The organism is Salinisphaera sp. RV14, assembly GCF_052044135.1.
Classification (GTDB): domain Bacteria; phylum Pseudomonadota; class Gammaproteobacteria; order Nevskiales; family Salinisphaeraceae; genus Salinisphaera.
On sequence record NZ_JBQDYF010000005.1, the window covers coordinates 123,095 to 137,455 of the forward strand.

Annotated in this window: 11 protein-coding genes; 9 read left to right on the plus strand and 2 right to left on the minus strand. The window is 61.6% G+C overall.

Annotation, left to right across the window (positions count from 1 at the left end):
• Window positions 1–6 precede the first annotated feature (6 nt).
• Window positions 7–1,191, plus strand: a complete 1,185-nt coding sequence (locus ACS8Y6_RS07335) for a vWA domain-containing protein (protein ID WP_440851149.1) — start codon at window positions 7–9, stop codon at window positions 1,189–1,191.
• Between the two features lie 280 nt (window positions 1,192–1,471).
• Window positions 1,472–2,188 (plus strand): SanA/YdcF family protein, encoded by a 717-nt coding sequence (locus ACS8Y6_RS07340; RefSeq protein ID WP_440851148.1) that lies wholly within the window; start codon window positions 1,472–1,474, stop codon window positions 2,186–2,188.
• An 8-nt stretch (window positions 2,189–2,196) separates the two neighbouring features.
• Here ACS8Y6_RS07340 and ACS8Y6_RS07345 read toward each other — a convergent pair whose 3' ends face one another.
• Window positions 2,197–2,844, minus strand: coding sequence for a TetR family transcriptional regulator (locus ACS8Y6_RS07345; RefSeq protein WP_440851147.1), 648 nt, complete (start codon window positions 2,842–2,844; stop codon window positions 2,197–2,199).
• A 116-nt stretch (window positions 2,845–2,960) separates the two neighbouring features.
• On the opposite strand from ACS8Y6_RS07345, the gene ACS8Y6_RS07350 reads away from it, so the two are divergent.
• The 7 genes from ACS8Y6_RS07350 (at window position 2,961) to ACS8Y6_RS07380 (ending at window position 12,757) form a co-directional block, all read left to right on the plus strand.
• The gene (locus ACS8Y6_RS07350) at window positions 2,961–4,187 is read left to right on the plus strand and encodes an efflux RND transporter periplasmic adaptor subunit (protein ID WP_440851146.1); all 1,227 of its coding nucleotides are present in this window, start codon (window positions 2,961–2,963) and stop codon (window positions 4,185–4,187) included.
• Window positions 4,188–4,190: 3 nt separating this feature from the next.
• Entirely contained in the window at window positions 4,191–7,415 is a 3,225-nt protein-coding gene (locus ACS8Y6_RS07355; protein WP_440851145.1) for an efflux RND transporter permease subunit, read from the plus strand.
• On the plus strand, window positions 7,408–8,943 hold the full coding sequence (locus ACS8Y6_RS07360) for an efflux transporter outer membrane subunit (protein ID WP_440855293.1): 1,536 nt from the start codon (window positions 7,408–7,410) through the stop codon (window positions 8,941–8,943). Before ACS8Y6_RS07355 ends, ACS8Y6_RS07360 begins: the two co-directional genes overlap by 8 nt.
• A gap of 116 nt (window positions 8,944–9,059) precedes the next feature.
• On the plus strand, window positions 9,060–10,178 hold the full coding sequence (locus ACS8Y6_RS07365; RefSeq protein WP_440855294.1) for an MlaE family ABC transporter permease: 1,119 nt from the start codon (window positions 9,060–9,062) through the stop codon (window positions 10,176–10,178).
• Window positions 10,179–10,224: 46 nt separating this feature from the next.
• Entirely contained in the window at window positions 10,225–11,025 is an 801-nt protein-coding gene (locus ACS8Y6_RS07370; protein ID WP_440851142.1) for an ABC transporter ATP-binding protein, read from the plus strand.
• Between the two features lie 36 nt (window positions 11,026–11,061).
• Window positions 11,062–12,039 carry an MlaD family protein gene (locus tag ACS8Y6_RS07375; protein ID WP_440851141.1) on the plus strand — a complete coding sequence of 326 codons (978 nt, stop codon included), beginning with the start codon at window positions 11,062–11,064 and terminating at the stop codon, window positions 12,037–12,039.
• 160 nt (window positions 12,040–12,199) lie between these two features.
• Window positions 12,200–12,757, plus strand: coding sequence for a PqiC family protein (locus ACS8Y6_RS07380; RefSeq protein ID WP_440851140.1), 558 nt, complete (start codon window positions 12,200–12,202; stop codon window positions 12,755–12,757).
• Window positions 12,758–12,782: 25 nt separating this feature from the next.
• On the opposite strand, the gene ACS8Y6_RS07385 is transcribed toward ACS8Y6_RS07380, so the two are convergent.
• Entirely contained in the window at window positions 12,783–13,589 is an 807-nt protein-coding gene (locus tag ACS8Y6_RS07385; protein WP_440855295.1) for an OmpW/AlkL family protein, read from the minus strand.
• Between the last annotated feature and the right edge of the window lie 772 nt (window positions 13,590–14,361).

The window sequence follows — 14,361 nt, forward strand, 5'->3', positions numbered from 1 at the left end:
GACCTCATGCTGGTCGAATTCTTCTATGAGTTGCGGGAGGCCGGGCTGAAGCCCTCGGTGACCGAGTTCCTCACGTTGATCGAGGCGCTCGATGCGCACGTTGCCGGCCTGAGCGTCACCCGGTTCTACTATCTGGCGCGAGCGTCGCTGATCAAGGACGAGACCCTGTTCGATCGTTTCGATCAGGTCTTCGCGCATTATTTCGAAGGTATCGCGGCGTTGCCGCTCGACCCGGAAACGGCTATTCCACAGGAATGGCTGGACAAGCGCGACGAGCTGGAACTCAGCGAGGAACAAAAAGCCGAGATCGAAGCGCTCGGTGGCTGGGACAAGCTCATGGAAACGCTCAAGCAGCGCCTGGAAGAGCAGGGCAAGCGGCATCAGGGCGGCAACAAATGGATCGGTACGGCCGGGCGCTCGCCGTTCGGCGCGTTCGGCTTCAATCCTGAAGGTATCCGCATCGGCCAGGATCGCTCGCGTCATCGGCGCGCGGTCAAGGTCTGGGACCGGCGCGCGTTCGCCGATCTGGACGGCGATCGCGAGATCGGCACCCGTAACATCAAGATGGCGTTGCGCCGCCTGCGGCGCTTTGCGCGCGAAGGCGCGGCCGATGAACTGGACCTGGACGCCACCATCCGGGGCACGGCGAACAATGCCGGGCATCTCGATCTGGTGATGCGGCCCGAACGGCGCAATGCCGTCAAGCTGCTGGTGTTCTTCGATGTCGGCGGCTCGATGGACGATCATGTCGCCGTGTGTGAAAACCTGTTTTCGGCGGTGCGCGCCGAGTTCCAGCACCTCGAGTATTTCTACTTCCACAATTTTCCCTACGAAGGCTTGTGGCGGGACAATGCCCGTCGCCGTAGTGAACGTTTCGACACCCAGGATATCTGTCGGACCTTCGATACCGAGTACAAGGCCATCTTCGTCGGCGATGCGACCATGAGCCCGTATGAAATCGCCTATCCGGGCGGTTCGGTGGAGCACTGGAATGACGAACCCGGTGAAGTGTGGCTGCGGCGATTGCTCGAGGCGTTTCCACGGGCGGTGTGGCTCAATCCCGAGCCGCGCCGGCGCTGGGATCACACGTCGTCCGTACAGATGACGCGGGAGTTGATGGCCGGGCGGATGTACGAGCTGACGCCGAACGGGCTGGATGAAGCCGTGGCAGCGTTGTCGCGCGCGCGTTGACAGCCTCTCGCGCTTGCCCGATTCTCGCCACAGATTCGTTGCCAGTGGAGCATGGCGTGTCCGTGAGCCGAGAAACGAGGCGGGCGATGACGCAGGGCCGGGCATTGTGGGCCGCGGCCGGGCGGGCAACGCCCAGCGCGTACATGCCGGGCGAGCCGCTCGCGATTGCGCATCGGGGCGGGCGTGACGGCCCCGTCGGCGCGGCCGCCGCCGTCCTGTCGCTTCGAGGCGAGCCGTTGCCGTGAAGAAACGCGCGGGGCTTCGGTCAGCGACAGACCGGATGCCGGTAGCGGCCGGCGGCGCCCGGCGGCGTCGGCTCGGGTCGGTTCTGCGCTGGACGGCCACGGCCTTGGGCAGTCTGTTGCTGCTGGGCATTGCGGCCAATGCCTGGGTATTGGGGAGTACGCGGGATCGCATCTATGACGATGCGGCACGCCTGCCGGTCTACGATTTCGCCGTGGTGCTCGGCACCAGCCCGTACACGCACACCGGTAATCCCAACGCCCTGTTCAGCAACCGCATGAAGGCGGCGGCCCGGTTGTATCACGCCGGGCGCGTCCGGCATCTACTGGTTTCCGGCGCCAATCCAAGCCGGGCCTACAACGAACCGCGCAAGATGTATCAGTCGCTGCGCCGCCGCGGTGTGCCGGATTCGGCGATCAGCCTGGACTACGCCGGGTTTCGCACCCTGGATTCGATCGTGCGGGCCCGGCGAATATTCGGTTTGCGCGCCTTCGTGATCGTGTCACAGCGATATCACGAGTATCGGGCGCTGTTTCTGGCCCAGCACGAGGGGGTCGAGGCGGTGGGCTATACCTGGCCCGCGGAGGACCGGCGGCAGCCGTTGCGCACCGAGGCGCGCGAGTATTTCGCTCGGATCAAGGCCGTCCTCGATCTGTATGTTCTGCATACGCGGCCGCGCTTCCTCGGGCCCGCGCGGCCGATCGACCTCGGCCCGTCCTCGGCGCGGGGCTATATCGCACACGCCGCCCGATGAGTGTGCCGTCAGCCGGGGGGGGCAGGCCGGCTCCGGGTCGTCACGAACAGGCCGCCGAGCACGGCATCGACCTTGGCCTCCATGCTGTGTTCGATGGAATACAGCCCGGGGTGACGCAGGCTGCATTCATACAGGCCGATCATGAAGGCGATGATCACGTCGGCGGCATCCTCGGCGGTGAGCGGCTCGCGCAGGGGGCAGACCGTGGCGATCTCGCGGCACAGCGACACCAGCACTTCACGACTGTCCTCGAACATGACGCTCAGCATGTGGCCGGTGGCATGTCCTCGTTCTGTCATCTCGCAACGATGAAATACGATATGGCAGACTCGCCGGTGCTGTTCATCATTGGCCAGACGTGATATCCCATGGAGCAGCATTTCGCGCATCAGCCGCATGGGTTCGTCGCCCGGGATGTGTTGTCCGAGGCACTGGCGCAGATCGCGCAACGGCATCGCGGTGCGTTGAACCATGGCTTCGAGCAGTGCCGTCTTGTCCGCGAAATGCCAGTAGATGGCGCCGCGCGTGACATCGGCCCGGCGAGCGATGCGTTCCAGCGACGTCTGCGTGACGCCACGCTCTAGCATCTCGGTTTCGGCCGCGTCCAGAATGCGTGCGCGCGTCTGGGCGGATTCCGTTTTTGTCTTGCGTGCCATGTGCCAGTCCATCCATGCCGCGCGTTTTTTTATCGCGGCGCCCTCCATCTTACATACATACACGAATGTATGTATCATGCGAACGATCAGGGAACCCCATCTCAGGATTCGGCGGTATGCGTAACAATGACTACAACGCGCCTACAGGCGCGCTGGCGCTGCGGGCGCTGATCATTCTGGCAAGCACTCTTGCCGTCACCGCATGCGGCAGCAGTAGCGGTAAAAGTCAGGCGCAGGGGCAACAGCCGCCGCCGACGCCGGTGCAGGCATTGACCGTCAAGCCGCATTCGGTGGATGTCTATGGTGAATATCCAGGGCGGGTTCAGGGCAAACAGACTGCCAAGGTCATCGGCCAGGTGACCGGCGTGTTGCAGGCCAAGCACTATCGCGAAGGGGCGACCGTGCACAAGGGCGACCCCTTGTTCACGATTGATCCCAAGCCGTACCAAGCGACCGTGAACCAGCGCAAGGCCCAGCTGGCCAGTGCCAAGGCCGCTCTGGCCAATGCCACCCGGGCATGGCGCCGCACCCGCAAGCTGTACAAACAGAATGCGGTGAGTCAGGCGACCCGCGACCAGGATCTGTCGACCTACCAGTCGGATAGGGCTGCAGTCCAGCAAGCCAAGGCCAATCTGCAGTCGGCCCAAATCAATCTCGATTACACCCATGTCGATGCGCCTATCAGCGGTGTGACCAGCCTGCGCGATGTTGATCTGGGGTCGCTGGTTACCGCGAACCAGACCCAATTGACCACCATCACCCAGATCAATCCGGTCTATGTCCTGTTCGCGCTACCGGAAAATGACGCCTTTGCCCGCCAGAAAGCACTGCACGCGAGAGGCAAGGACAGCAACAGCGCGTCGATGCGGCAGGCGACGATCATTCTGGGTAACGGCAAGGACTATTCACACAAGGGTGAGGTTGACTTTACCCAGAGCACGATTGATCCGCAGACGGGCACGGTGAGTATGCGTGCGACGGTGAAAAATCCGGACAACCGACTGATGCCCGGCCTGTACGTCAGGGTTCGGGTACGAATCGCAACGCTTTCGAAGGGCATCGTGGTACCAGAAAAAGCGGTCTTCACGGGACAGTCGCGCACGTATGTGTATGTGGCCGATAACGGCAAGGCCAAAAAACGATTCGTGAACCTCGGGCCAAGCGTTGCCAATGGCAGAGTCATCAGCAAAGGTCTGTCCGGCGGCGATCAAGTGATCGTCTCTGGCCTCGGTGCGATCAAGCCGGGCGCGCCGGTAAAGATCAAAAAAAAGTCGGACGACAAAAGCGGCAAGCAGCAAGCGAGCGCTAACCCGGGTCAGGCTGACATGCGCGAGGCGAGCTAGCCCATGATTTCCCGCTTCTTCATCGATCGGCCGATATTTGCCACCGTCATATCCATCATCATTGCGCTCGCGGGCATCATCAGTGTCCGGGTATTGCCGATCTCGCAGTATCCGGCGGTGGTGCCGCCGCAAGTGTCGGTGCAGGCGAGTTATCCCGGCGCCAGCGCCGAAACGATTGCCAATACGGTGGCGGCGCCGCTGGAACAGGCGATTAACGGCACGCCCAACATGATCTACCTGTCGTCGACCTCTTCGGACTCGGGGCAGGCGAATATCACCGTCACGTTTGCGATCGGCAGCGACCCGGATCAGGACACGATTAACGTCAATAATCGGGTCCAGACCGCGACATCGCAGCTGCCGTCAACGGTCACCGCGACCGGGCTCAAGGTACGCAAGAAGTCGAGCAGCATTCTGCAGGTCGTGCTGCTGTACTCGCCGCATCAGACGTTTGATCCGACCTATATCGCCAACTACGGGCTGGTGAATGTCATCAGCGCCCTCAAACGTGTGGACGGCGTCGGGCAGGTGCAGCTGTTTTCGCAGCAGAATTACTCAATGCGCATCTGGCTCAATCCCGCCAAGATGGCGCGCTACAACCTCACCACAACCGATATCAAGAACGCGATCCGCGATCAGAACTCGCAGTTCGCAGCGGGCAAGTTTGGCGCCCGACCTTACGGCGGCGCGAATATCGCGTTCACATTCAAGGCGTCGGCGCAGGGTCGATTCAAGACCGTCAAGCAGTTCAAGAACATCATTCTGCGTGCGCAGTCCGGGGGCAAGGTGCTGCGCCTGAAGGATGTGGCGCGCGTGCAACTGGGCGCAGAGAGTTATGCCACCGGCCATAGCTTGAACAACAAGCCGGCCGTGCCGATGGCGATCTATCTCGAGCCCGGCGCGAACGCGCTGGCCACCGCGCAGCGCGTTCGCGCCCGGATGGCCCAGCTCGGGTCGAATATGCCTGAAGGGCTAACCTACAAGATTCCGTTCAACACCACGAAGTTCGTTCAGGCGTCGATCCACGAAGTCTTTTTCACCCTGCTGATCTCGATGATGCTGGTGATGGCGGTGATCTTCGTCTTCCTGCAGAACGTGCGGGCGACGCTCATCCCCATGGCAGCCGTGCCGGTGGCCTTGCTGGGCACGGTCGGCGGGATTTATATCCTGGGATTCTCGATCAATCTGTTGACGTTGTTCGGCATGATTCTGGCCATCGGCATGGTGGTCGATGATGCGATCGTGGTGATCGAGAACTGCGAACGACACATGAGCGAGGAGGGGCTGCCTGCGCGGGATGCCGCAATTCAGGCCATGAAGGAGGTCACCGGGCCGGTGATTGCGGTGGTCTTGGCGTTGGACGCTGTTTTCGTGCCCGTGGGTTTTCTCGGCGGCCTTGCCGGACGTATGTATACGCAGTTCGCGATCACGATCGCGATCGCGATTACGATTTCCGGCTTTGTTGCGCTGACGCTGACTCCGGCGCTGTGCGCGACGTTCCTGAAACCACGCCAGAGCAAGCCGCTATTACCGTTTCGCTTGTTCAATCGGGGCTTTGCGGCACTGACCGACGCGTATCTCTGGGGCGTCAATTTTCTGATCCGCTATGCGCTTGTCGGTGTGTTGTTGTTCTGTGGCGTGATGGGTGCGACCTGGGTGGTTTCGCAACAGGTGCCGTCCGGGCTGATACCGCAAGAGGATCAAGGCTATATTTTCGCGTTGTATACCTTGCCGCCGGCATCGTCTCTGCAGCGGACAATGAAGGTGGGTCACGAGCTGACGACCAAGGAACTCAAGAACATGCCGGGCGTTGCCAACGTCATCGACGTGCCGGGATTTGACTTCCTGGCGGGCGCAACGCGAACGTTCGCGGGTGTCGAGTTTCTGACGCTCAAGGATTGGGGGGATCGCAAGGCCTCCTCGTTCCAGGATGTCAAGAAGGTGTTTGGTATCGGTGCCGGGGTAACGTCGGCCAATGTGCTGGCCTTCAATCCGCCACCGATTCTCGGGCTGTCGACCACGGGCGGCTTTACCGGTTATCTGCAGAACGTCGCCGGGGGCAGCTACAAGGACATCAAGAAAGAGGCCGATAAACTGGTCGCAGCTGCCAACAAGAATCCCGCCCTCAACGGCGTGGCCACGACGTTGACAACCGATGTGCCGCGTTATGACGTCAAACTGGACCGCGCGAAAGCCAAGGCCCTTGGCGTGCCGATCAGCAATGTTTTTGATACGTTACAGGCCACCTTCGGGCAGTTGTTTGTCAACTATTTCAGTAAACTCGGCCGTAACTTCCAGGTCAATCTTCAGTCTGACGCCCAGTACCGCATGAAGCCTGGAGATCTGGCCGGCGTGTACGTGCAGTCGACCACCACGCAAAAGATGATTCCGATCAGCTCGCTGGTCAGTTTTCACCGTACGACCTCGGCGGATATCGTGGAGCGTTATAACGTCTTCCCCGCCGCCAAGATTCGTGGCAACCCGGCCCCGGGCTATAGTTCGGGCCAGGCGGATGCGGCGATGAAGCAGGTGGCCGACAAGGTGCTGGGCCAGAATTATCGATTCCAGTTTACGGGCACGGCTTACCAGGCGCAGAAAGTCGGCAGTTCGTCGCTCATGGCCCTGGGCTTCGGTGTGGTCATGGTCTTTTTGATTCTGGCGGCACTGTATGAGCAGTGGACGCTCCCGCTCGCGGTGCTCACGGCGGTTCCGTTCGCCGCGCTGGGCGCTTTTGTCGCGGTATGGCTTAAGGGCATCAACAATAATATTTATTTCACGGTCGGCATGTTGGTGCTGATTGGGTTGGCCGCGAAAAACGCGATTCTCATTGTCGAGTTCGCGGTTATCGAGCATAACGCCGGACGAACGCCGGCCGATGCGGCGCGTGCAGCGGCCCGACTTCGCTTCCGGCCGATCATCATGACGTCTTTGACCTTCATTCTGGCGAGTGTGCCGTTGATTACCGCCAGCGGCGCGTCCTCCAACAGCCGGATCGCGCTGGGGACCTGTGTCATCGGGGGCATGCTATCGGCCACGGCGTTTGCCATTCTGTTCGTGCCGCTGGCCTACGACTTGTTACAGCGCGGCAGCGAGCGTTTTTCGCGAAAGTCAGGACAGTCGACCTCCGCGACACGAAAGCCCGCGGATCAGGAAAAGCAGTTGACCGAGGATGACGGTTCTCATCAGTTGACGGATCAGTCGGACGACGGAGATAACAATCATGCGTAGTGCACTCGGCCTGATTGTCGTCATATTGTTGGCCGGGTGTACGGTCGGCCCCGACTACCACCGGCCGAACCTCGACCTGCCGAAGTCGGCCCTCGACTCGACGCTGCTGTCCAAGCAACAGCAGCAGTCGCTGGCTTATTGGTGGACCCGGTACAAGAACCCGACACTCAACAAGCTGATCGACCAGGCGCTGGACTCGAATCTCAACATCGCACTCCAGGCTCAGAAAGTACGCCAGGCGCGCGCGGCGCTCGGCTATCAGAATGCGCAGCTCTATCCGTCGATTTCCGGCCAGGCACAGGGCATGCGCGAGCGCGTTGGCAATGGTGCGGCCAGCAGCAGCGGGGCCGGCTCCACGAGCAGCTCATCGGGCGGCGGCTCGCATGGTTTCAACTACTTTTCCGTGGCCGGCAGCCTGAGCTACGAGCTCGACCTGTGGGGCGCGTTGCGCCGTTCCGACCAACAGGCGCGGGCGCAGCTGCTGTCCTCGGCCTATACCCAGGATTCGATTCGTCTGCAGACGGTCGCGGACGTGGTGACGAACTACATGTCGCTGCGCTCTTATCAACGCCAGATCCGGGTGACGAAGCAAACCATCAAAACCCGGAAGCGAGCACTGTCGCTCGATAACAAACGCTACCAGTACGGTGCGATCGACAAGCTGACGCTGCTGCAGACCCGGTCGTCGCTGCAATCGGCCCGCGCTCAATTGCCGCCGCTTGAGCAGCAGGAGGCGAAGCTGCGGACCTCGCTGGCGATTCTGACCGGCAAGGCGCCACGCCAGATCATGGCCGCGACCAAGCTGCCCAAAGGCGATTTCTCGGATATAACCCTGCCCAAGGGGTTGCCGGCCGTGTTGCCTTCCACGCTGGTCAACCGGCGGCCCGACGTGCGCGCGGCCGAAGCCAGCCTGATTGCCGCCAACGCCAATGTCGGCGTGGCCAAGGCCCGGTTCTTCCCGACCTTCAATCTGTCGGCCATGATCGGAACCCAGGCGTTCAAGGTGGACAACTTGTTCGAGCCGTTTACCAAGGTCGAGCAGGCTGGGGGATCCATCACTGCGCCGATTCTCGATTTCGGCCGCATCAACGCCCAGTACCGTAGCGCCAAGGCACAGAAGGCGGAAGCGGAAATCCAGTATCGCCAGACCGTGCGCCAGGCGTTCCAGGACGTGCGCAATGCGCTGGACGAAGTCAAGTACACGCGCGAGCGTCTCAAGCAGGTTCGGCAGGAAGTCGATTCGTATCGCCAGACACTCACGCTGGCGAAGCTGCGGTACCACGCTGGGGCGACCAACTATTTCAATGTGCTCGATGCGCAGCGCAATCTGTTGTCGAGCCAGCTCAATCTGGCCCAGGCGATCGCGAGCCGGTTCACGGCCACGGCCGATCTGTACAAGGCGCTGGGTGGCGGCTGGACCGACGGCAGCGATTCGCTGACACCCGCGATGCAGAAGGTTGCCAATCACTATGCGCCGGTCAAGGGCGGCAAGGATGGCGCACATGCGGCGGCGAGCCAAAATCCCTGAAGCGATGGCAAGCCGAATACCGGGATGCGACCCTCCTGTGTCCCGAATACCGGCCTCGACGGGGTAGAATGCCGCATGCTCTGGTTTAGACGACCGCGCGTTCGGGCGAGCCGTACATGAGTGGCCCGACCGCGCTGTACAGGCTCGACAGCGGATCCGGTGAATCCGTGCTCCGGCTCGCGGGCGACTGGGGCCAGGCGGTGCGTCTGCCTTCTGCGGCATCGGTGTATCGCGACATTGGCCATCCCCGTGCGGTGGTGATCGATGGCAGCGAACTTGAAAGTGGCCACCCGCGGGTAGCGGCTTTCGTGCATGCCTTGAAGCAGGAGCTTGGCCATGCTGGTGTGAGCGTAACCGAGCGCGCGCTGCCGCGGGATGTCGCGGCGCTCATGGCGTTGGCCAGCGAGCCGCCGGCGAGAACGGAGCGCGTTCTCGCCAAGCCGCATCTGGTGGCGCGACTCGGATTGCGCTTTGAGCGGCGGGTCCGGGTGGCCCGCGACGCCGCGGCGTTGGTAGGCCAGGCGCTGGCGCGTACGCCGGCGCTGGTAACCGGACGTGCACAGACACGCTGGCGCGATTTCATCGAGTTGGTGCGCGAAACCGGGGCCGCATCGCTGCCGGTCGTGACCGTGGTCAATCTTTTGATCGGCGCCGTACTCGGCTTCATCGGCGCGGTGCAACTGGCAACCTTCGGCGCCGGCATGTATCTGGCCGACCTGGTTGGCATCGCGTCGGCGCGCGAGATGGCGGCCATCATGACCGCGTTCATCATGGCCGGGCGGATCGGTGCGACCTTCGCCGCGCATCTGGCCACCATGGAATCGAACGAGGAAGTCGATGCGTTGCGCATGATCGGCGTCTCGCCGTTCGAGTTTCTGGCGCTGCCGCGATTGGCGGCGCTGACGTTGATGATGCCGTTGCTTTATCTGTACGGCACGGCGCTGTCGATCGCCGGCGGCATGGTGGTGGCGCATATCGTGCTCGGCACACCGCCGATGGCATTCATCGAGCGCTTGCAGGATGCCGTGGCGGCTCGGCAATTCGTCATCGGGCTGATCAAGTCGGTCGCTTTCGGTGTACTGATCGCCCTGACCAGTTGCTACATCGGGCTGCACGCCGGGCGCAATGCCGCCGAAGTGGGGCGGGCCGCGACCCGTACGGTGGTGGTCTGTATCATCGGCGTTATTTCCATCGATGCGGTGGCTGCGCTGTGCACGAACGCGCTGGGAATCTGATGGTGTTCGGCGGGGCTCGCCCGGGCATCACGACAAGGCGTCGCCGATGGCCGAGTTGAATCCGAATGCCGCGATCCCCGAACGCGGCCTGACTGTACGCAACCTGCGGCTGGCCTTCGGCGACACGGTGGTTCAGCGCGACATCTGTTTTCACGTCGCGCCGGCGAATATCTTCGTCATCATGGGCGTATCCGGCTGCGGCAAGAGTACGCTGCTGCGCCATATCATCGACCTGCAACGTTCCGAGGCCGGTGATATCTGTTTCGATGGACAGCGCTTGATCGGCGACGACCCGGACGAGCGGGCCGCGTTGCAGCAACGCATCGGCGTGCTGTTCCAGTCGACCGCGTTGTGGAGCTCGATGACGGTTGGTGAGAATGTGGCGTTGCCGATGCAGCTGCACACGCGCCTGCGTCCGCCCGAGATCCGCGATCAGGTCGCGTTCAAGCTCGCGCTGGTGGGGCTTGCCGGACAGGAGTCGCGTATGCCGAGCGAACTGTCCGGCGGCATGCAGAAGCGCGCCGGGCTCGCGCGCGCGATTGCGCTCGATCCGGATTACCTGTTCCTGGACGAGCCGAGCGCCGGGCTCGATCCGATTACCTCGCAGCGCCTGGACGCCCTGATCATGCGTCTGCGCGATGCACTGGGGCTGTCGGTGATCGCGGTCAGCCATGAGCTGCCGAGCATTTTCACCATCGCCGACGACAGTATCTATCTGGACAATCAATCGAAGACCGCGATCGCCCACGGCAACCCGCGTGACCTGGCCGAACAGGCCAGCGACGCGCGTGTGCGCGCCTTCCTCAAGCGCGAGCCGATCGAGGAGCCGACGCGGGGCCCCGTATAGTCGGGCCGGGAGAGAACCGACCAGTGAGCACAAGCCATGGCGAGTAACCGCAGCTACACCATCATCGGCGCCTTCCTGCTCGGGGCGATCGCCCTGACGGCCGTCGGGATCCTGACGTTTGGCAACACGGGGCTGTTCAAGCAGCAACGCCAGGCGGTGATTTTCTTCAATCAATCCGTACTCGGCCTGACCAACGGCTCGCGCGTGCTGTTTCGTGGCGTGCAGGTCGGCACCGTGCGCCATGTGCAGCTGCGCCTGAATCCGAAAGGCGGGGCCCGGATCGCGGTGACGATCGAGATGTCGGGCAATGACGTGGTTACGCAGAACGGTAAGCAGTTACCCAGTCATCTGACCATTCACCAACTGGTGCAACGCGGTTTGCGGGCGCAACTGGTGGTTTACAGCTACGTGACATCACAACTGGCGGTGAACCTGGACTTCCATCCGAACAGCAAACCGCATTTCGTCGTGCCGCAGGGCCGGCTCGAACTGCCGGAAATTCCGGCCGTGCCGTCCGAGATATCCCAGCTCAAGGATACGGTTGCCAAGATTCCGTGGCAGAAGACATTGAATCGAGTGAACCAGACCATGAGCACGATGGTCCAGCTCGCCCAGGATCTGGACAAGACCGTGAACGAGGTCGGGCCGAATCTGAACAAGACCACGCAGAGCACGCAGCAGACGCTGAAGACGGTCCAGAAGGCGGTGGCCGCCAACAACAAGCAGCTGCAGGCCACGCTGGCCAGTGTGAAAAAGCTGAGCGACACCGCCAACAACGAGATTTCCAAGCACGATCAACAGATCGACAAGCTACTCACGAGCGCCCGGAAAACCAGCGAAAACCTGAGCAAGCTGTCGAACAACCTCGAGCAGTTGACCAGCCCGGAATCCGGCACGGGCCAGGATGTGCAGAGCACGGTGCGCGATCTCTCCGCGGCCGCCGCGTCGCTGCGACGGTTCTCGGAAAAGATCGAACGCGATCCGCATACGCTGCTCTATGGCGGTTCGCGGTAGGCGTGGCGTATGCCCCTCGTTACCGTACGGCCGGCCGGCGATGTTGGTATCGTGGTCGGAGGCGTCGGCACGTCATCATACGAGCCGGTGACCGGATCGATTGGCTCATGCGGCGCGAACCGGCGGCCTGGACGGCGGCCAATCCATTGAAGAGGCAATTGTGAAAGTTGGTTCTGTTTCCCGAACGCTCCTGACGGCCGTGGTCACGGCCACCGTATTGCTCGCCGGCTGCAGTTCGCTGCCGCCGCTAAAGCACGTGATGCTGACGCCGCCCCAGACCCAGCGCCTGGCCGCACGGCCCAGCGACTGGAAAGTCCAGCGCGTGCAGATGCCGGAATATCTGGACAACTACGATATCCAGCTGCGTACCAACGATTACGTGCTGACGCGCCTGCCCGATGCCAAATGGGCCGAGCGCCTGCCGGTGGCCGTGACCCGGCTGCTGCAGCAGACCATCGACGAAAAACTACAGACCAAGCGCGCCAAGCATTACCAGGTGCACGTGAATATCGACACCTTCGAGCCGCAGCCCTCGGGTCAGGTGGTACTGTCGGCCGACTGGCGCGTGACCGATGCCAACGGCCAGACGGTGGTTCGCCACGACAGCCTGATCAAGGAGCCGTTGCCGAAGACAGGCCGCAATGCCGACACCATCGGGCGCGCCATGTCGACCGCCGTACGGGAGTTGGCAATGCAGATCGTCGCGCGCGCGGGCTGAGTCGCGCGCGCGACTCGGCTCGCGGTTAGAATCGCCAGCCGATGCCTATCGTATACAAAGCGGCTTTCCAGTGATTAGTGGAACTGATGGTGGTCGCGGGGAGACCGGCGGCTGGGTTGGCCGGAATCGACAGTTTCGATTTCACGTCGGCGAGGCCGATATAGCGGAAGTCGAGATTGAGATACAGCCGGCTCCAGAGATTGATATCCGCGCCCACGTCGCCGATAAAGGCCACGGGCTCGCTCAACGACAGATTGGCACCGAGCGCCTTGTAGGTTGGATTGGTGACTTGGGTATCGTAGGTATTCAACCAAGTGGCGCCGACACCGATGTAGGGTCGGATGCGGGTGCTGACCCACGGCCGGTAGACGGCCGTAAAGTTCGGCGGAAAGGCGCGGAAAGTTCCGATTTTCTGGTAGCCGTTACTGCCCTGTTGCTTGGCTTCGAAGTTGAAGTCGAGCGGCGGCGTCAACTGAAACTGCAAAGCCAGGTGATGGTCCGTACGCGGGAGATACAGACCGTAGGTGATTTCGGCGGTGGTAGTGCTGCTTTGGCTCGAACCCGAGCCGGGCAAGGTTTTGCTTAAGCCGAATGCCGGAACGTTTTGGGTCAGTGCAGTACTGTTGCCGAGGTACTGCACATGCAGCCCGCCCACCGAGACGAAGCTGTTGTGAGCAATATAATGCATGGCCGACCCGATCGGGCCGTTGCTTGCCGTGTCGGTATCTGCCGTTGCTGCTGTCGCCTGGCTGGCGACGACTGCTCCGGCAACTAAAGTGCTCGAAAAAAGTGCGCACTTTAAAGTTTTGCCGAAATTTGCCTTATTATTCATGGTTCCCCTCCCTTTCTGGGGTAATGAGTGATGGCCAGCCCCAAGACTTTTCGCGCACTCACTTATCGCTGATTTATTCAATAAGTTAATAAAAAATATGAGATATTTTAATTCAATTTGACCTCGTTCTATAAGTATAAAAAAGTCATTCGCACTATGCTTGTAGACTTTCGGATTAATTGTGGATAATATAAATTATCTTGCCGTAACCTGGGTTGAACATGGTGCGATGACTCACGTTGGGTAGGTGTGCTTGCTAACCGAGCGCCGTCAGCGTCCGGGTCTTGGCGTGACACCCCGTCGGTGGGGATTGCGGATTGTTGGATCGCAGCTGCGCCTGGGCTAGGCTGGGTTGATCGGGCCGGTGGAAATCGATCCCGTGCAGGTGTGGGTCGGCCGGCAGAGCTGCTGCTCGAACTCGACTCCAGTCCGGCTCTTGGCGCGTAAGGTCATGCGGCTCGCTGTACGGGCAGATAACAACCACGTCGCATCTCTGTATGCTGAATGGGGTGACATTGCCCCTGCAGCTGATGGCGGCGATCACGGTGGCCGGCGGGTCAGCGGTCCCATCAGACAGCCTTTCAAGCAGGCTGTTTCTCTCGAGCCCATCGATCGTGAATCGCCGTCGTGCGTTTGTATGTGTAGCCACCGGCGCCCCGCTAAGTCGCTTCTTCTGCACGATCTTCTCCCTTGACGCGGTCGGTGTCCGCCGGAATGCGACACGCTAAATTTTTAGAATCATGCGTGTCCGAGCGTAGCGAACCGAAACGGA